This window comes from Sinorhizobium sp. Y406 (assembly GCF_058732025.1).
Window position 1 is genome coordinate 1,557,752 of record NZ_CM178974.1, and the last position, 18,755, is coordinate 1,576,506.

Below are 18,755 nucleotides of genomic sequence, written 5' to 3' on the forward strand. Positions count from 1 at the left end.
AGAGCCGTCCGATGGACTAGGCCAATCGGCCGATCCTGACGGGACAATGTATCGGCCGACAGGCCGAATGGATCAAAGGGATTAATGAAGTCTATATCAACGGCACAGCGTCGGCGAAAAACGAATGAGATTCTGTCTGACCTGCGATGCCGCACTTGTTCGGCGCAACCCCAACCAGCGAAGGATCGACTGATTGAAAACCTTCTCCGCTTATCCACGCGGGCGCCGTGGCCGATGACGAGAAGGTGGCCGTGACGTCGGAGGGCAAGCAATGAGCCTGATGGAATGGTTATTTGGTAAGCTGGAGACTTCCAGGAACGTGGCGGTCCTGCAGGGCAGGCCGGTTCTCGCCGGAACCACGATCAAGATCGCTCCGCGGGTTGGTCGCAGTAGAACAGAATGAGGCAGAGCCGCATATCAGGGAGGACTGGGACCGCTTCCTGCTTGGGGCAGACGCTAATCGACACCCTCGTTCCCCACGCGAGGAACCCGGCCCCCTTCTCCGCCCACGAATTGTGGTACTTCACTGACCAGTGGATTGCCGCCATGTCGGAGGATGACCGGAGAACCATGTCCGAAATCCTCGTGCGTAACAGGGGCAAGCGCGATTTCAACAGGCGACATGGATGATCGGAACCATGACTGCGCCTGTAGTCCTGTCAGAATCCCGTCGGCACGGGCCGACGCACAGGAGCATTATTGGCGCCCGCTCTAACCAGGATGGCAATCCGGATTGATCGGGCGCCGGATCGCCGCCTCACATGACCTTTGCCAGCGAGGCGTCAGTCTGTTGCGGGTCGCCGTGGGCGCTCACCAATGCTCCAGCGAGTAGGCGCAGGTCGACGATGCCGACCGGCTTGCCTTCGGCGTCCACCACGGCAACATCGCCATCCGGGCCATGGGCGATCATGCGCATGGCGTCCTCGATAGTCGTGCCCACCTCGATCGGCGTTCCGACCGGCGAAGCACCGGGACGCATCGGCACCATGACCGCCTCGACATGCACGACGCGGCCGCGGTTCACTTCCTTGACAAAGTTCGCGACGTAATCGTCGGCTGGCCGCAGCACGATGTCCTGGCTGGTGCCCTGCTGGATGACTTCGCCATCGCGCAGGATGGCGATCTGGTCGCCGAGCCTCAGCGCCTCGTCGAGATCGTGGGTGATGAAGACGACCGTCTTCCTGATCTCCTTCTGCAGGTCCAGGAGCACCGTCTGCATGTCCATGCGGATCAGCGGATCGAGCGCCGAATAGGCTTCGTCCATCAGCAGCACCGGCGCGTCGTTGGAAAGCGCGCGCGCAAGCCCGACGCGCTGCTGCATGCCGCCCGAAAGCTGGTTCGGATACTTGCTCTCGAAGCCCTTGAGCCCGACCCGCTCGATCCAGCGCATGGCGGTGTCGACGGCCTTCGCCCGCTCCATCCCCTGCACCTCGAGCCCGTAGAGGGTGTTGTCGAGCACATTGCGATGCGGAAGAAGCGCAAACTTCTGGAACACCATGGCTGTCTGGTGTCTGCGGAAGGTCCGCAACTCCTGCTCGTTCATCTTGACGACATCGATGCCATCGACCAGCACCTCGCCAGCGGTCGGGTCGATCAGCCGGTTTATGTGGCGGATCAGCGTCGACTTGCCCGAGCCCGAAAGCCCCATGATCACCTGTATGCAGCCGGAGGGCATCTCGATATTGATGTCCCGCAAGCCGAGCACATGCCCATGCCGCTCGTTGAGCTCGGCCTTCGTCAGGCCGTTCTTGACCGCGTCGACATGCGCCTGCGCGTTCGGTCCGAAGATCTTGTAGAGATGGCGTATCTTGATGCCGCCGAAGTGATGATCAGCCATGGACGATCTCCAGGTGCTTCTGCAGCCGCTTGCCATAGGCCTGGCTGACCCGGTCGAAGATGATGGCGATGCCGACGATGGCGAGGCCGTTGAACATGCCGAGCGTGAAATACTGGTTGGCAATGGCCTTGAGAACCGGCTGGCCCAGGCCCTGGACGCCGATCATCGAGGCGATGACAACCATTGCGAGCGCCATCATGATGGTCTGGTTGATCCCAGCCATGATCGTCGGCAGCGCCAGCGGAAGCTGTACGTTCTTCAGCTTCTGCCAGCCCGACGAGCCGAAGGCGTCCGCCGCCTCGAGCACATCCTTGTCGACCAGCCGAATCCCAAGATCCGTCAGTCGGATCATCGGCGGGATCGCGTAGATGACGACGGCGATCAGCCCGGGCACCTTGCCGATACCGAGCAGCATCACGACGGGAATGAGATAGACGAAGCTCGGCATCGTCTGCATGACGTCGAGGACCGGATTGACCAGCCTTTGCAGACGATCGGATCGCGACATCACGATGCCGATCGGAATGCCGACCGCAATCGAAAGAATCGTGCAGACGAAGATCATCGAGACTGTCCGCATCGTGTCGTCCCACATGTCGAAATAGCCGATGGCCAGGAGCGTCACGAGACAGCCCAGCACCACTTTCACGCTCCGGCTGGCAGCCCATGCGATCGCGAGGATGATCAGCGTGATAACTGGCCACGGCGTCTGCGTCATGAAACGCTCGGCGGCAATCAGAAAGTGCTGCAAAGGCGAGAAAAAGCCCTCGATCGCTTCGCCATAGCTACGCGTAAACGTTCGGAATCCCTCATCGATAATCTTCTTCAGATTGCGCAGCGCGTTGTCGTTCATGTGCGGAAATTCGTATAACCAATCCATTCGGTTCCCCTTTTTTGAAGAAGCCGGCTGAGCCTGTTCTTGTTTTGATTGGACGGGATGAACGCGGCGCACTCTTCGTGCGCCGCGCGGAACCTGCGTAGAGGCTCAAAGCGCCGCCTTGATCTTCTCGGCAGCTTCCGGGGATACCCACTTCGACCAGATTTCCTCGTTCTCCTCGAGGAAGTGCTTCGCGCCTTCTTCGCCGGTCGCCTGGTTGTCGGTCATCCAGGCCATCAGCTTGTTGACCGTCTCGTTGCTCCAGGAACGCGTGTTCAGATAGTTCATGACCTCGGGACCGACCTTCTCGGAGAAGGGCTTGGCCACGAGCGTGACGACGCGATCGATCGGCCAGGCATTCGCCTTCGGATCGGGGCAATCGGCCACCGTATTGCAGCGCTTCCATTCGTCCGGATCGTTCGGCACGCCCGCTTCGAGCTTGACCATTTCGTACTTGCCGAGCAGCGCGGTCGGCGACCAGTAGTATCCGACCCAACCCTGCTGGCGCTCGTATGCCTTGGCGATTGAACCGTCGAGACCGGCGGCGGAGCCCGTGTCGACCAACGTGAAGCCCGCCTTCTCCGCTTCGTAGGCCTTGTAAAGCTGCGAAGTCACGACGGTGCCGCCCCAGCCCTGCGGTCCGTTGTAGATGGCGCCCTTGCTAGAGTCTTCCGGATCGGGGAAGAGTTCCGGATGCTTCAGTACGTCGCCCACGGTTTTGATGTCCGGGTGAGCGTCGGCGATATATTTCGGCATCCACCAGCCCTGCACGCCGCCATCCGGCAGCGCCGTCGCTCCGGTGACCAGCTTGCCTTCATCCATGCCGCGCTTGACAACGTCCGGCAGGAGGTCGACCCAGGCTTCCGGTGCTATGTCCGGCTGGCCCTTTTCAACCATCGAGGTAATCGTCGGTACGGTGTCGCCGATGGTGATGTCGGCACTGCAACCGTAGCCCTCGTTCAGAATGATCTTGTCGATATTCGAGAGGACCTCGGCGCTCTGCCAGTTCATGCTGGCGATGGTGACGCTGCCGCAGTCTGCGGCGTTCGACGCGGACACCCCGCCGAGCAGACCCAGCATAAGACATGTGGACCCAAGTAGTTTTTTCATCAACGTTCCCTCTTGCATTGCGGCGTTTGTCACGGAGCGGGGCTGCCGCGTTTAACCCACTCCTGCGGCAGACACGGCTATAGCGCGCGTGCCGACTTCCTCCAGCGCCTTTGACAGCCGCTAAACACGCCCTCCGTGCTGTAGCGCTTGCCTGACAAGGGCGGTGAAACCGGTGATCGGATGTTTCGGGGGCATAGAGGCGCGCTCGCCCAGCAACTTGCGTCGTGGTGCTCGCCTTGCGCCAGGAAGGCGCGTAGACAGATGCCTCGTCGCGCCAAATGCGTTGGCGAGGCTCGATACGCTCATTCGAAGATCACGCAAATTGCATGCGGCACCGATCTGTTCGAGGCGGAGTGCATCTCTGTTCGCTGTTGACCTGTTCAGACCGTGTCTCCGACGCTGACCGAATTGAACCACGTTCATTCGGCGTGCCCGTCCAACGTCCTTCTACAGCGCCGCGCGTCTTATCAGACGCGCAAAGGTCGCTGTAGCACTTTGAATTGCTGCATGTCTTTGTCCTTTAATCGAGGACGATCAAAGGAGACATGCAGTAGGACGATGTCCTTCCCCTGCACGGCAAGATAGGCTGTATGCGGAGCTGCGATTTGCCTATGCCCGGCGTTCCCGCGCGACATTGCGACCTGCCGCGCCGCGCGTCCCCATTGTTCACAAAACACGATGAGCCGCGGTTTCTGCCGCCTTCGGCGATCTTGGCCGGAGGATTGTCACCGACGCCGAAAGTCGGGACTGCAAAGGCGAGCGCCGCGCGTCTTATCAGACGCGTAAAAATCACTGAGGCACTTTGAAGTGCGCTGCATCTCTTCGCCTTGGCTGCGGGCGACGCCGCAGAGCCATGACGCTCACGAGTCCAGCATTTCCCGTACAGCGATCGCCAATTGCTTGAGCGAGAACGGTTTCGGCAGGAAACCGAACTTAGCGTCGGCGGGAAGGTTGCGCGCGAAGGCGTCTTCCGCATAGCCGGAGACGAAGATGAATTTCAGGTCCGGATATTTCTTGCGCAACTCGCGCAGAAGCGTCGGCCCGTCCATTTCCGGCATCACCACGTCCGATACGACAATGTCGACGGCACCATCGAGCTCGTCCATGATATCGAGCGCCTCGACGCCCGAACCCGCCTCGTAAACCGTGTAGCCCCGCGTTTCGAGCATCCGCTTTCCGCCGCGGCGAACGGCTTCCTCGTCCTCGACCAGCAATACGACGGCCGAGTCCCCGGTAAGATCCGTCGGCTCTGCGGCGGCCGGGGGCGCTGTGGCAGCTTCGCCTAGGATGGGTCTAGCGACGGATCCGGCAGAGGCGTCAACCGGGCTCGGCTCGTCGCGGGCCTCGACCACTTCGACATGGCGCGGCAGCAGGATCCGGAATGTCGTGCCCCGGCCGACTTCCGATTCCGGATAGATGTAGCCGCCCGACTGCTTGACGATGCCGTAAACCATCGAAAGGCCGAGGCCGGTGCCCTTGCCGACCTCCTTGGTCGTGAAGAACGGCTCGAAAATCTTGTCCATGATCTCCGGCGGTATCCCCGTTCCCTCGTCGGAGACTTCGACCATCACATAGTCTTCCTCCGGCAGTTCCCGCCGTCCGAGCGCCGCGACCTCGCCAGCCGGCAAGTTTCGGGTCCTGAGCGTTATGGTTCCGCCTCCCGGCATGGCGTCGCGCGCGTTGACAGCGAGGTTGAGAAGCACCTGCTCGAACTGGCCGAGATCCGTCTTCACCGACCACAGGTCGCGACCGTAATCCACCTCCACCTTGACATTGGTGCCGGTCATCCGGTCGACGAGCATCCGGAGATCGCCGATGACGTCCGTGAGATTGAGAACCGTCGGTCGCATGGTCTGCTTGCGCGAGAAGGCGAGCAACTGACGCACCAGCACCGCTGCGCGGTTCGCGTTGCGCTTGATTTCCATGAGATCGGCGAAGGTCGCATCGGCGGGACGCGCCGAGAGCAGCAGATGGTCGGAGGAAAGCAGGATCGCCGTCAACACATTGTTGAAGTCATGTGCGATACCGCCGGCAAGCGTTCCGACCGCATTCATCTTCTGCGTCTGCGCCATCTGTTTTTCGAGCGCCTTTTGCTCGGTAATCTCCAGCGCATGGATAATGGCCGCCTCGTCCGGCGCCTGGTCGCTCTGGTCGATCACGGCATTCACATAGAAGCGGAAATGACGTCCGTCGTCCGTCGGATGCAAGGCGTCGATCGGGGCGATGTCGCTTTGCCGGTCCTTCGCGGCCGCCAGGGCTTCGGCGAGGCGGGTCCGCTCCGACTCGTGCACGACCGACTCGATCAGCAATCCGCGTTCGACGTCATCCTGCGACACGAGACCGGCGAAGAGCTTCAGGAATGGTGCGTTGGTCCTGAGGATGCGGCCGTTTCCATCCACCGATGCGATGGCCATGGGCGTGTTGTTGAAGAAGCGCGTGAAACGCATCGCCGCGTTCGAGGCCGACTGGTCGCCGTCATCGCCTTCGCGCGACATGACGATCGTCCGGCTCTCGCCCGGCGCGCCGTCCCGTGCCGAGGAGACGCGATGGATCAATCTCGCCGGCAGACTCTGGCCGTTCATCTTGCGCAGGTCGAGGTCCAGAACCTTCGTCTTCTTCAGTCCCGGCTCCGCCTGGACGGACTGAACGAGCGTCAGCCCCTCGCCCGCGACGAGATCGGCAATGCTGAACGACCCCGGCTGGAACTTGGTGAGATCGATCCCCAGCCAGTCGGCGAGGGTGGCATTGATATAGAAAATCTCGCCCTTGCGACCGGCGGAGAAAAAGCCCGCAGGCGCATGGTCGAGATAATCGATCGCGTTCTGCAGTTCCTTGAAGAAGCGTTCCTGGTCGTCACGTTCGGCGGTGATGTCGGCGATCTGCCACAGATAGAGCGGGTTGCTGTCGGCGTCTTCCAGCGGTAGGACGCGCGCCTTCAGACGGAACCACCGCGCCCCGGAGCCACCCGCACCGTTCGCCAAAGGCTTCAACAGACGGAATTCCTCGTGCCCCTGCTTGCCTTCGTGCAGACCATTGGTCAGACGATAGATTGCCTCGGTCGCTTCGCGGTTTCGCGAAAGAATGGTCTCGAGCGACTGGATGCCCGCCGCAGTCCTGGCACCGGTCAGCGCACCATAGGCGGCATTCGCGTAAATGATCCGCCCCTTGCGATCGGTGACGATTGTCCCGTCTTCGTGGCCGTCCAGAAAGGCGCGCGCCAATTCGTCAGGCCGCGACTGCGGCATCACTTCGATGAAGCCGATTACCGAAGAAACGAGAAAGAATATCCCGACCATCGCCAGGACGCCGAGAATGCCGAGCACGATCTCGTTTTCGAGCTGGTTCTTGAAGACGACGAAGGCGGCCGCCGATGCGGTCAGAACGATCGCCAGGAGGATGATCCGGAACACCGTTCCCGGCCGTACGCCCCGGTCAACGACCGGCATCTGGTAGTCACCTGACTGCCGCATTTTCGTCATCGGGTCCTCACCCTGCTGGCGGGTACGTTCGCTGCCTCCGGCAACGTCCCGCCCGCTCACAACGCCGCGCATCCGATGCGGAGGCACAGGGGCCGCTGTGATCCTTTGATTTCCTGCATATCCCTAAAACGGGTCCGGTTAAAGGATATGCGGTGGTCGGTTCCGACGCGGTCACCGCGACCGGCACTCGCCGCCCCTGCTCTCCGTCCGTCGAACTGGAATCATCATTAACAATCAGAGATAACAGCAAAAAGCGTCTCTGCGGAAGCGATGCGGTCAATTCACAGGGAATGTCGGATGCCGGCTTGCCGTGGCCCGAAAAAAGCCGTCAATTGCTGCCAATCGGGCGATAAAAGGAGTTCAGTACATGTTGGAAGCGATCGCCGGAGACAACGCCAGCCGATTCGTCATCGCCGCTGGAGCCGTTGCCATCGGTCTCCTGTGCCTTGTGGCCGTGCTCTGGATCATTCGCCGCAGACCGTCCTCCCCCTTCGTCCGCGGCGGCAGGAACAGACAGCCGCGCCTTGCCGTGCTCGACGCTGCCGCCGTCGACACGCGCAGGCGGCTTGTGCTCGTCCGTCGCGACGACGTCGAGCATCTGATCATGATCGGCGGTCCGACGGATATCGTCATCGAGAGCCGCATCGTTCCGGAAGAAACGGCGTCGAGCACTGCGCACTCAGACGAGGCCCAGCCCACGATCGCCGCGGAAAGAGCGGAAGAAAAGCCGCAAAAGGCGGAGATCGAAACGCCGGCCGCCGCATCTATGCGGCGGATGCGAGCGGATGAGACGATGCGCCGCCCCGTTTACTCGGAACCGGCTCTCGACGCGGCCGCGGCTCCACGGCCCGCTCCTGCGACACAACAGGTACAACAGGCTTTGGCCGGGGCTCAGAGCCCAGCTCCGGCCATTGTGCCGGTCTCGGCCATCGAGCCTCGGCAGGAGAGTTCAACCCTTCCGAGTGACCGCATTCTTCCGATGGCGAGAGTAGCCGATGGGCCGCGACCGGCGCAGCAGCCGGTACCGGCGGAACCGAGACCCGTGGCGCAGCCGAGACCAATGGCGCAGCCGCAGCCTGTCGCTGTTCAGCCCGTTGCGGTTCAGCCTGCGAACACCGAAAAGACAGTGGATTTCGAGCGCATGCTCGACGCGGAGATCAGCAGCGACCTGCAGCGCCTCGCCCCGACGGGTGCCACGAGGCAGCCGAACCGCCCTGTTGCGAGTGTCCGCCAGGAACCCGTGCTTGGCACGACATCCGCCGACGCCAATAGGGAAACGAACATCGATGAGGAAATGACGCGGATGCTTGCCGACATTTCCGCAGGTCGCAAGCCCTGACGCGGTGACGCCTCGCACGTCTGAAGGACGCGCCGCCTTACAGGAAAAACCATGTACAAAAAACGGCGCGGCCGGGCCGCGCCGATTTCTTTAGTTCACTGGATCCAATCTCACTCGTCGCGATAGACTTTCTCGCGTCGCTCGTGGCGCTCCTGCGCCTCGATCGAAAGCGTTGCGATCGGCCTCGCATCCAGCCGCTTCAGGCCGATCGGCTCACCAGTCTCCTCGCAATAGCCATAGGTGCCCTCGTCCAGACGCTGCAACGCCGCGTCGATCTTGGCAATAAGCTTCCGCTGGCGGTCGCGGGCGCGCAACTCGATGGCCCGGTCTGTTTCGGAGGAGGCGCGGTCTGCGAGATCCGGATGGTTGGCGCTTTCCTCTGCCAAATGGTCCAGCGTCTCGCGGGCTTCTCTAAGGATATCGTTTTTCCAGGCATTCAGCTTCGCGCGAAAATATGCCCGGTGATTGGCATTCATGAATTCCTCGTCCTCGGAGAGGACATAGGTACTAAGATCGATCTTCTCACTCAACGCGATTCTCCTGAAGAACATCTCATTGCGGCGGTGTATAGACCTATGGAAGCCCCGATTCAAGCCTTGCAGCCTACAATGAAGCGCATTTTACCGATGCTTGCATTTCACGCTAACTGACGAATATTTCATCAAAATTACACACAAGGGCGTGAGCACCGCAGCGCCTTCTTCCACCGAAAATTGCGCAATCCGGAAATCTCGCTTGGCACTCGGCGGAAGAGCCATTTGCGCGCCGGATTGCGATATCCGACGCACAAAAGCATCATTTCAATAGAACGCCTGCTATGAGGAAGCAGGTGCTGCGGGCTTGATCTTTGCGGCCGTGGCGGGACAAGGTAGCCGTCCGCCGCGCGCATTCTCACGCGGCGGGCCGATGCCCGAGCCGGGTGCACACAGCAGCGGATGCCCTTATGCAAGACAGCGCCGTACCAGCCTTCCGCCTCTTTCTCCTTCGCCACGCCCGTTCAGGCTGGGCCATGCCGGGGCAACGGGATTTTGACCGCGCGCTCGACGACGAGGGTTATGCCGAAGCCGAGTTGACCGCGCAGACCGCTATCGATCGGGGTCTACGGCCGGATGTGATCCTCTGCTCGACCGCCGCGCGTTGCCGCCAGACTGCCGAAGCGCTCTGCCGCGCCCTCGGCCCAGAGCTCGACGTTCGCCATGTCGACCAGCTCTATAGCGGGCCGACCAGCACCTACAGGAATCTGGTGGAGGCGCATGCGCACCGCGACTCGCTGATGCTTGTCGGGCATAATCCCATGATCGAAGAACTGTTCCAGCAGATCCTTGGCGCGGAATCGACCGCCGCGGCGCTCGGCGACGGCTACCCGCCTGCGGGCCTTGCCGTCATCGATTTCCGGGCACGCCCGACCCCCGGCGGCATCTGGTCGGCTTCGCTCGCCATGCTGCTGGTGCCGCAGCCGGAAGAAGCCGAAGGGCGATGAGCCGTCGCTCGTTGCGCCACCTGAAACATTTCCTATATCGCGACGAGGGGCGACGCGGATTGCGTGCGATCCCGACGATGCCGGCGACGGCGCCGTATTGATGAACATTTCCCAAGGGACGGAGACACTTGGCGTCTATCCTCACCAACTTCAAAGACGATGCACTGATCGCGCTGGACACGCTTGCCGACAGAGCGTCCGGTCTCGTCAACCCCTCGGTCCGGCTCGGGGTTACGGGCCTGTCGAGGGCGGGCAAGACCGTATTCATCTCCTCGCTCGTCCATAATCTTCTGAACGGCGGACGCCTGCCGCTTTTCGAGCCGGTCCGGTCCGGTCGCGTGTCCAAGATACGGCTCGAACCGCAGCCTGACGACGCAGTTCCGCGCTTTCAATACGAAGAGCATGTTTCCGCCCTCGTGCGCGACCGAACTTGGCCGGATTCGACCCGCGCGATTTCGCAATTGCGCATCACGCTTGACTACGAAAGCGCCAGCGGCTGGAACCGGATGTTCTCTCCCGGACGGCTTTCGATCGATATCGTCGACTACCCGGGCGAGTGGCTGCTCGACCTGCCGCTGCTTTCGCAGGATTTCCGACAGTTCAGCGAGGCGACCGTCCAGCGTGCCCGCTCAGGCAGCCGTGCGACCCTGTCGGGCGATTGGCTGGCGCTCGCCTCCTCGATCGGTGCGGCGACGGCCGCCGACGAGGGTGACGCCCGCCGGCTTGCGACGAGCTTTACGGCCTATCTCAAGGCATGCAAGGAGGACCACCGGTCGCTGTCGACGCTGCCGCCCGGACGTTTCCTGATGCCCGGCGATCTCGAAGGTTCGCCCGCGCTCACATTTTCGCCGCTCACGGACTTGCCCGAGGGCCGTCCTCCGAAGGGATCGCTCTGGGCGATGATGGAAAGGCGCTACGAAGCCTATAAGACGCATGTGGTGACTCCTTTCTTCCGCGAGCACTTCGCCCGCCTCGACCGGCAGATCGTGCTTATCGACGCCTTGCAGGCCATCAATCGCGGCCCGGAAGCGTTGCGGGATTTGGAGCAAGCGCTCGCTGACGTGCTCGCCTGCTTCCGGCCGGGCACCAATTCCTGGATGTCCTCCTTTCTCACGCGCCGCATCGACCGGGTGCTGATTGCGGCGACGAAGGCCGATCACCTTCATCATGAAAGCCATGACCGCCTCGAGCGTATCGCGGCCCGCCTGGTCGCCCGCGCGACCGAGCGCATCGGCATGAGCGGCGCCGGTCTGGACGTGATGGCGCTCGCCTCCGTCCGGGCCACGCGCGAGGCGACGGTGAACCATGACGGCCATGTCCTGCCAGTGATCGTCGGCACGCCGATCGCCGGCGAGCGGATCAATGGTGAGATCTTCGACGGCGAGAAGAAAACAGCGATATTTCCCGGAGACTTGCCGGAAAACCCTAATGTTCTGCTCAAGGAGACGGATCACCCGCTTCCAGAGCTCAATTTCGTTCGCTTCCGCCCGCCGCATCTCGAGGAGACGCGCGGCGGCTTGAAGCTCTCCGTACCGCATATACGGCTCGACCGGGCCATGCAGTTCCTGCTTGGAGATCGCCTCGCATGAGTGACGAAATCAACCATCGCCACCGCAAGCCGACCGCCTTTCCGGTCGAGCAGGAGGTGCGCCAGACCCCACCTGAGCCTGGACGGCGCTCCCCGTCGAGCTTCGACGACAAGGTGGTCATGACGCCCGATGCGGAGGATCCCTTCATCCAGACCACCGTCGCCGAGGCGCTCACCCCATCCGAGGCACGCCCGCCCCGGCGCCGGTTCTCCTTCGGCAAGGTGGCGGCCGGCGCGACCGCGATACTCGTTTCGCTCGCCCTCGGGCTCTGGATCGACCGGCTCGTCCGCGATCTCTTCTCGCGCACCGATTGGCTGGGCTATGCGGCAGTCACGGTCGTCGCGGTCGGCGCCATCGCCTTCCTGATCGTCGTCGCCCGCGAGCTTGCCGGTATGATGCAACTGACGGCGATCCAGACATTGAAAACGGATGTCGCTCAGGCTGCGGCGTCGGGCAACGCCAAGGCGGCGCGAGCCGCGATTTCGAGGCTCGCCCACCTGCTTGCCGCCAATCCCCGGACGGCAAGGGGCCGGGCGCGGCTTACTGAGACCGAAGGAGACATCATCGACGCGCCGCATCTCGTCGAACTGGCCGAGCGCGAGTTGTTCACGCCGCTCGATCGCGACGCCCGCCGGATCATCCTTTCGGCGTCGAAGCGGGTCTCGATCGTCACGGCCGTCAGCCCACGCGCGCTCGTCGACATCGGCTATGTCCTTTACGAATCGGCCCGGATGATCCGCGCGATGGCGGAGCTTTACGGAGGCCATCCCGGCACGCTCGGCCTCTTGAGACTGATGCGCGACGTCATCGCCCATCTGGCCGTCACCGGCTCGATTGCCGTCGGCGACAGTCTCGTGCAACAGGTACTCGGCCACGGCCTCGCTTCAAAGCTTTCCGCCCGGCTCGGCGAAGGGGTGATCAACGGCCTGATGACGGCCCGGATCGGTATCGCTGCGATGGACCTTTGCCGCCCCATGCCGTTCCGCGCACTGAAACGTCCGGGCATCGGCGACTTCCTGGCCGATTTGACGCCGGGCACGTCACGAACAGAAGGCGCACCCGGCCTTTGATGCAAGGCGATTTGGCAGCAATCTCGGGTGGGTTGTGCGCGTTCGGCGCCGTGCAGGGAAACGCTCCATTAACCATTTTCGCGCAATCTGCCAAATAGATTTGCACGCTCACCCATCAAGGATCGTTTATGTTCTCGCGCCCCTCTTTGATCGTTCGCGGCGTTGCCGCCGTTGCGCTTGCAGCGACCGCAGTCGGCGCGGCAACGCCGGCATTCTCCGGCACTCGCGACAAGGCCTTCTTCGAGAAGGTCGCCGGCCAGTGGAAGGGTCCGGGTGAGATCGTCGCCGGCAAATACAAGGGCACGAAATTCACTTGCGACCTGACCGGCGAACCGACCTCGGGTCCAATGGCCGGAATCAAGCTCGACGGCTTCTGCCGTGTCGGCGTCTTCAAGCAGCCCATGTCTGCGATGATCACGCAGAAGGGCGGCAGCTACACCGGCAGATTCCTCGATGGCGCCGACGGCAAAGGCCTGGACATCGTGTCCGGCAATGTCGCCAGGGACAAGGTCGTCGTCGGCATCAATCGCAAGAAGCTGAACGGCGCGATGATCGCCCGCCTGCAGGACGAAGAGACGATGAACATCACGATCTCCGTCAAGGTCGAGGAAACCATGGTGCCGGTGATCGGCGTCAGCCTCAACCGACAGATGGACAATATCGCCGTCGGCTCGATCGAATAAGGGAGCGCGCTCAGCACGCTGCAGCAGGTGCCGCCTTGTCCCGCCACGCCGCCCTTGCACTGCAAGTGATGGTGCGGCGGTCGTCGTCCCATCCGTACCTGGGTTCGCGGCATCAGCACAGAACACAAGCGAGAATGCCCCCGTCAGTCGCGATCGCCTGCGGGTTAACCGATTTGCGGAATAACCCGAAGTATCCGCTCCTGGCTGGCGCAGGAAGTCCACTATCCTCGCAAGGCAAAGGTCTCGCACTACTGTCCGCGCCGTAGAACTCGTAGAACTCGTGCTCGGCCCGCGGGATGATATATGCTTTCACGCCGGAACCGGCGGCCCATGCATCGGCGGGCCGGTTCGGATCATTCTCTCCGAAGACCGCCAGGACCGGCACGGGCGTTGCGGCGGAGCTCACGTGACGAAGCCGGGTCGAGGAAACGCAAATCAGCCGATCGAGCGAGAGCCCGTGAAGCGCGGCTTGCCACAGGACCATTCCGCCGGCACTGTAGCCAAGCTCCACATCCGCATCGTTCGCGAGGTCTACGAGGCGCTTGGCGGCCTTCACGAAGCCATCGCTTTCCACGAGATGCCGATGCAGGCTCTCTCCCGTGCAATCGACGCCGAGCAGTTCCGGCAAGCCGATGGTGCGGATGACGCTTTGCTCCCGACCTGGCAAATGACGCGACAGGCAATCCGCCGCGCCGGGCTTGCCATGAATATCCGTTACCACCAGTACACGCATGTTCCACGTCCTTTCGGATGAACCTCAATCGTGCGAGCGCCACCAGGTCGCGCTATCGTCGGCGACCTCGATTCCTTGGACGTCGGCATCGGCGAGCCACTCGCTCACGGTCCGGCCCTGCACCTCGAGATCCGCCGCAAAGTCGGCAAGCGGCATCAGGACGAAGCCGCGTTCGGTCATGCGCGGGTGTGGCAGTTCCAGCGTGTCGCTTGTGGAACGTGCGCCCTCGAAGGTCAGGAGATCGATATCAATCGTGCGCGGGCCCCAGCGTTCCTTGCGGACCCTCTTCATCCGTCGCTCGATTTCGAGGCAGGTCTCCAGCAATGTTTCCGGATCGAGCGTCGTCTCGACTTCCGCGCAGGCGTTGAAAAACCAGTCCTGGTCCGTCTTGCCCCAGGGCGGCGTGCGGTAGAGCCGCGACACCGCGGTTATGCGGCAGTCCTGTCGCCGGTTGAGCGCCGTCAGGGCCTCCGCCATGGCCCCGCGCGGATCGCCGAGATTGCCGCCAAGACCGAGTGCTGCACGGCGCCAGACCTTATTCGGCGACATGCTCGACCGTGACCTCGACATAATCCAGAATGCCCGGAACCGGCGCATTCGGCTTGCGGATGGAGACCTTCGCCCGCCTGACCTGATTGAAGCGCGCACAGAGCGTTTTTGCGACCTCCAGCGCCAACGCCTCGATCAGGTAGCGCCTCCGCCCGGTGACGATCCGCTCGATCTCCGCAAAGGCGATGCCATAATGTACGGTGTCGTCGATGCAATCCTCCATCAGCGCAGTGCCCTGCTCCACTTCGAGCTCCGCATCGACGAAGAAGCGCTGTCCCAGGAACTCTTCCTCGTCGAGCACGCCATGGCGGGCGAAGAAGGCGCAGTTCTTCAGGGTGATCATGTAGGTTGCAGTCATGGTTTCATGTCCCGTCGGCTGGTCGTTTCCGCTGTTCTTGCGGCTTATAGCGGGACGCGGGCGGAAAACCGCGCGCACTTTTGCTCATCCCGCTCCAGCATAGCATCGGCGACCAACAGCGCATCCCTGTTGATTGCGACATCGTGTACCCGAAAAATCGCGGCGCCCGCGACCCGCAGAAGCGCGGTCGTTGCGGCGGTGCCGGCATCGCGGGCCTCCGGGTCCCGCCCCGTCACCGCGCCGATGAAGCGCTTGCGGGACGTTCCCACAAGGATCGGCAGCCCGAAGCGATGCAAGTCGCCAAAACGCGCCATCAGTTGCAGATTTTCCTCCGCGTCCTTGGCAAAGCCGAAGCCGGGATCAAGCACGATCTGCTCGCGCCGTATTCCTGCGCCGGCGGCAATCTCCAGGGACCGGTTCAGGAAGTGAAACTGATCCTCGATCACATCCGCCAATTTCTGGCGGTCGCGGCCCGTATGCATGATGCAAAGCCCCGCACCCGTTTCCGCCGCCACACCGGCGATCGCCGGTTCCCGCTGCAGGCCATGCACGTCATTGACGATGTGCGCGCCGGCCCCCACAGCAAGCCGGGCCGTCTCAGCGCGGTAGGTGTCGACGGAAATGATCGCATCGGACTGGCGCCCCAGGGAGGCGATGACCGGAAGGATACGCGCCTGCTCCTCTTCGGCGCTGACCGGTTCCGCATCCGGACGGGTCGATTCGCCGCCGATATCGAGGATCGCCGCCCCCTCCTCCACCGCTCTCAGCGCAGCGGTAACGGCGGCCTCGGCCTGCATGTGACGGCCGCCGTCAGAAAAGGAATCCGGCGTCACATTGATGATCGCCATCAAGACGCCTCGCCGTCCGAGCTCGAGAATGCGCCCATGCGCCAGCTTCCAATAGAAGCTCTGAAATGGATTATCGGTCATCTTCCGCGGTCCGTGGCTCCAACGACGTCAACACTTCTTCAAGCAGGCCGCAAGTCGAAAGCAGCACGCAGGTGACTTTGCAGGATCGAGATCGATCGACTTCCTGCATCTCTCCCTAAATCGGCCTGAATTCAAGAAAAGACATAGAAGCCCTATAGCGATCCGCATGGGTGACACGACGGAAGGCGCGTAGACAGGACCGATTTCTGTTGCACTCGCTCCGGCTATGCCCCAAGCTTGGTCGAAGTTCAATCAAAGAGTACCCATCCATGTCCCGAGCGCCCGTTTCGATGAAAGCCGCACTCGTTGCATTTTTCGTCGGCTTCCCGCTTGGCAGCGCCGTGGCTGAGACCGCGATCAGCAAGAGTATCTCTTATTTTTCGATCGGCGGACGCACGGCGGCAGAACTCGACAAGGCGCTCTCCGCCACCGGTCCCTTGATGACGAGTACCGGCTCGCGCCACCCGGGCGCGACGCGCATCAAGTTCGGCGGTACGGTAACCTATGTCAGCCGCAACGGCCGGTGCGCCGTCGGCTCGGCGCGCGTGACGCTCAACACGCGTATCATCTTACCGCGCTGGAAACACCGCAGGCAGGCCAACCCCGATCTGGCGCTGGTATGGGATACTTTGGCCGCCGACATAAAGCGGCATGAGGAGCGCCATGCCGAGATCGCGCGCCTCCATGCGCGCCGGATGGAGAAGGCCTTGCTGACGCTCAGGCCGGAGGCCGATTGCGAACGGATGCAGGCCCGCGTTGCCGACGTCAGCGCCAAGGAAGTCGAGATCCATGACAAGGATCAGGCGCGCTTCGACCGCACCGAGGCCGCAAATTTCGACCGCCGGATGGTTCGGTTGCTGCAATATCGCCTGGAAAGGCTGAAAAAGGCCCAGGATTAGATCCTTTCTGCGGGTCATCCGGGATGGATGCCCGCCCCCTGTCGAACGGGGGTGGTCGGCCGCATCCACGCAATTTCAGACGCCGCAAACCCACAGTATTTTATTGGCGGAATCTAACGATAGCGACAGACTCGCGACTCAGCTATATTCACAACATGAAACGAGCGACAGAGCCAAAGCTCAAACGCTTGAGTAATTTAAGAAGTAGTTGCAAGTCGACAATAAGACTTCGCGCTTGAGTTTCGGCCTTGATTGATGCTTGGCGTCATTGCTTGGGAAGTTTGAAGAGAGTCCCTGGCGGTGAAGCAACGCAGGTTCTCCTGGCGTGTCTTGGTGCAGCAGATGTTCCCTCCCTCATCTGTCTGCGATGCGCCCCCCTTGCCTCGCTCGTCGACGCGACCAGCGAGGCATTTTTTTGCGGGTCATGAGGGAAATGTCGATAAGAAGCGGCTTCTTTTCAGACGCAATCAGACGCGCGGCGCTTTAGGCAGCTCATATTAGGGACAGGACCTAAGCCTGGCGCTCCGGCACATGAACGATCAGCCCATCCAGCGCTTCGCTCATCTTGATTTGACAGGACAGACGCGATGTCCGCCGCACGTCATAGGCAAAATCCAGCATGTCCTCCTCCATTGCTTCCGGAGCGCCGACCACCGCTGCCCAATCCTCGTCGACATAGACATGACAGGTGGCGCAGGCGCAGGCGCCGCCGCATTCGGCCTCGATACCCGGCACCGAATTGCGAACCGCATTCTCCATGACTGTGGTGCCGTTCTCGACATCGAGTTCATGGCGCGTGCCGTCAAAGACTACGATCGTAAGTTTTGTCATTTCTCGTTCCGGAATGAATGGTGGTGACCGGCCGCCAAGTGCTGTAGAGATCGCCGCGGCCCGAATTCGAGGCGTTTCTTTCCAACATATCGGGCGCCCAGTCAACACGGACCGGCGCGCGGCCTGCGACTGTCCCGCCCCTCTGCGTCGTCCGAGCTGCCCGCGCACCAAGTTATTCGAGGCACAACCCTTCGGAGAACGCCAGGACTACAGCGCCGCGCGTCTTATTAGACGCGCAAAGGTCGCTGTCGAACTTTGAATTTCTGCATGTCTTTGTCCTTTAATCGAGTTCGGCTAAAGGAGACATGCGGCAGGGCCAGGACCTAGCGACAAAGTTTCAAGATGAAAAGCTCGGTTTCGAGCACAGCGCGGCCAACCGCACCGCGCAGGCTTGTATCCGTCGGCTGTCCCTCGAGGGCGGCTGCGGCATCGGCGACGCGGGCCGCCCCCACCGCGAGCGCCGCGCCTTTCAGCCGGTGCGCAGCCTCGCGGCACACCTCCGCCTCTCCTCCGGCGATTTCGGCCATTGCCTGGCGCGCCTGGCGGGCAAAGAGCTGGAGGACTTCCATCTCAAGCCCCTTGTCCCCCATCGTTTGCCGCTCAATATGAGCGAAATCGAACGGCATACCAGCGATAGAAGCCGAACTTCCGGGATGATCCGGTGTGTCGAAAGCTATTTTGAGTGCCGCCATGGCCCAGTCCTCTTAATGTTTGTCGCATTGCGAGATATAAATACTGCATTGCGAGACCGCACCGTTTTCAGACAGGTATCGTCCGCGGGCGCCGCTGCCATCTGCTTAAAAGGCGGCGCAATCAGGGCAGGAATTTGGGGACATGGTTAACGGCCATTAAAGCGGCTGATTTCCTTGGCTTTTGGCGCCTCCGCCGCATCTTGTCGTTAACGAAACGTTAGGATTTTAGCGAATGCCGATTGCGCTTAATTGTAAGAAACTGGCTAATGTGTCACTACGATACGATTAGGAACATGCATG

General features: G+C 61.9%; 17 protein-coding genes. 6 read left to right on the plus strand and 11 right to left on the minus strand.

What is annotated here, in order from left to right; genetic code table 11:
- Positions 1-757 precede the first annotated feature (757 nt).
- The 4 genes from AC4P1R_RS07515 to cckA form a co-directional block, all read right to left on the minus strand.
- Positions 758-1,837 (minus strand): quaternary amine ABC transporter ATP-binding protein, encoded by a 1,080-nt coding sequence (locus AC4P1R_RS07515; RefSeq protein ID WP_151611294.1) that lies wholly within the window; start codon positions 1,835-1,837, stop codon positions 758-760.
- Positions 1,830-2,717 carry an ABC transporter permease gene (locus AC4P1R_RS07520; RefSeq protein WP_069458493.1) on the minus strand — a complete coding sequence of 296 codons (888 nt, stop codon included), beginning with the start codon at positions 2,715-2,717 and terminating at the stop codon, positions 1,830-1,832. Before AC4P1R_RS07520 ends, AC4P1R_RS07515 begins: the two co-directional genes overlap by 8 nt.
- Positions 2,718-2,822: 105 nt before the next feature.
- A complete protein-coding gene (locus AC4P1R_RS07525; RefSeq protein WP_069458492.1) occupies positions 2,823-3,824 on the minus strand; it encodes an ABC transporter substrate-binding protein in 1,002 nt (333 codons plus the stop codon).
- Between the two features lie 860 nt (positions 3,825-4,684).
- On the minus strand, positions 4,685-7,303 hold the full coding sequence (gene cckA, locus AC4P1R_RS07530; protein ID WP_492177575.1) for a cell cycle histidine kinase CckA: 2,619 nt from the start codon (positions 7,301-7,303) through the stop codon (positions 4,685-4,687).
- Between the two features lie 367 nt (positions 7,304-7,670).
- On the opposite strand from cckA, the gene AC4P1R_RS07535 reads away from it, so the two are divergent.
- Positions 7,671-8,642 carry a flagellar biosynthetic protein FliO gene (locus AC4P1R_RS07535; RefSeq protein ID WP_492177576.1) on the plus strand — a complete coding sequence of 324 codons (972 nt, stop codon included), beginning with the start codon at positions 7,671-7,673 and terminating at the stop codon, positions 8,640-8,642.
- A 110-nt stretch (positions 8,643-8,752) separates the two neighbouring features.
- On the opposite strand, the gene dksA is transcribed toward AC4P1R_RS07535, so the two are convergent.
- Positions 8,753-9,172 carry an RNA polymerase-binding protein DksA gene (gene dksA / locus AC4P1R_RS07540; protein WP_026613972.1) on the minus strand — a complete coding sequence of 140 codons (420 nt, stop codon included), beginning with the start codon at positions 9,170-9,172 and terminating at the stop codon, positions 8,753-8,755.
- Between the two features lie 413 nt (positions 9,173-9,585).
- Between dksA and AC4P1R_RS07545 the strand changes: the two genes are divergently transcribed.
- The 4 genes from AC4P1R_RS07545 (at position 9,586) to AC4P1R_RS07560 (ending at position 13,464) form a co-directional block, all read left to right on the plus strand.
- The gene (locus AC4P1R_RS07545) at positions 9,586-10,122 is read left to right on the plus strand and encodes a SixA phosphatase family protein (RefSeq protein WP_492177577.1); all 537 of its coding nucleotides are present in this window, start codon (positions 9,586-9,588) and stop codon (positions 10,120-10,122) included.
- A 128-nt stretch (positions 10,123-10,250) separates the two neighbouring features.
- Positions 10,251-11,711, plus strand: coding sequence for a YcjX family GTP-binding protein (locus AC4P1R_RS07550; RefSeq protein WP_492177578.1), 1,461 nt, complete (start codon positions 10,251-10,253; stop codon positions 11,709-11,711).
- On the plus strand, positions 11,708-12,781 hold the full coding sequence (locus AC4P1R_RS07555) for a YcjF family protein (RefSeq protein WP_492177579.1): 1,074 nt from the start codon (positions 11,708-11,710) through the stop codon (positions 12,779-12,781). The genes AC4P1R_RS07550 and AC4P1R_RS07555 overlap by 4 nt, the downstream gene beginning before the upstream one ends.
- Before the next feature lie 128 nt (positions 12,782-12,909).
- Positions 12,910-13,464, plus strand: a complete 555-nt coding sequence (locus AC4P1R_RS07560; RefSeq protein ID WP_492177580.1) for a hypothetical protein — start codon at positions 12,910-12,912, stop codon at positions 13,462-13,464.
- Positions 13,465-13,576: 112 nt separating this feature from the next.
- On the opposite strand, the gene AC4P1R_RS07565 is transcribed toward AC4P1R_RS07560, so the two are convergent.
- From AC4P1R_RS07565 to folP, 4 genes are read right to left on the minus strand one after another with little or no spacing between them, the layout of a single operon-like run.
- Positions 13,577-14,197, minus strand: a complete 621-nt coding sequence (locus tag AC4P1R_RS07565; protein ID WP_492177581.1) for an alpha/beta hydrolase — start codon at positions 14,195-14,197, stop codon at positions 13,577-13,579.
- Between the two features lie 24 nt (positions 14,198-14,221).
- Positions 14,222-14,746, minus strand: coding sequence for a 2-amino-4-hydroxy-6-hydroxymethyldihydropteridine diphosphokinase (folK, locus tag AC4P1R_RS07570; RefSeq protein WP_492177582.1), 525 nt, complete (start codon positions 14,744-14,746; stop codon positions 14,222-14,224).
- Entirely contained in the window at positions 14,733-15,104 is a 372-nt protein-coding gene (folB, locus tag AC4P1R_RS07575) for a dihydroneopterin aldolase (protein WP_069458484.1), read from the minus strand. Before folB ends, folK begins: the two co-directional genes overlap by 14 nt.
- 44 nt (positions 15,105-15,148) lie before the next feature.
- Entirely contained in the window at positions 15,149-16,033 is an 885-nt protein-coding gene (gene folP, locus AC4P1R_RS07580) for a dihydropteroate synthase (protein WP_069458483.1), read from the minus strand.
- Positions 16,034-16,302: 269 nt separating this feature from the next.
- Here folP and AC4P1R_RS07585 point away from each other — a divergent pair, with 269 nt between their 5' ends.
- Positions 16,303-16,932 carry a DUF922 domain-containing Zn-dependent protease gene (locus AC4P1R_RS07585; RefSeq protein ID WP_225192393.1) on the plus strand — a complete coding sequence of 210 codons (630 nt, stop codon included), beginning with the start codon at positions 16,303-16,305 and terminating at the stop codon, positions 16,930-16,932.
- A 510-nt stretch (positions 16,933-17,442) separates the two neighbouring features.
- On the opposite strand, the gene AC4P1R_RS07590 is transcribed toward AC4P1R_RS07585, so the two are convergent.
- Positions 17,443-17,763, minus strand: a complete 321-nt coding sequence (locus tag AC4P1R_RS07590; protein ID WP_492177583.1) for a 2Fe-2S iron-sulfur cluster-binding protein — start codon at positions 17,761-17,763, stop codon at positions 17,443-17,445.
- Positions 17,764-18,086: 323 nt separating this feature from the next.
- The gene (locus AC4P1R_RS07595) at positions 18,087-18,455 is read right to left on the minus strand and encodes an Hpt domain-containing protein (RefSeq protein ID WP_492177584.1); all 369 of its coding nucleotides are present in this window, start codon (positions 18,453-18,455) and stop codon (positions 18,087-18,089) included.
- Positions 18,456-18,755: the final 300 nt, after the last annotated feature.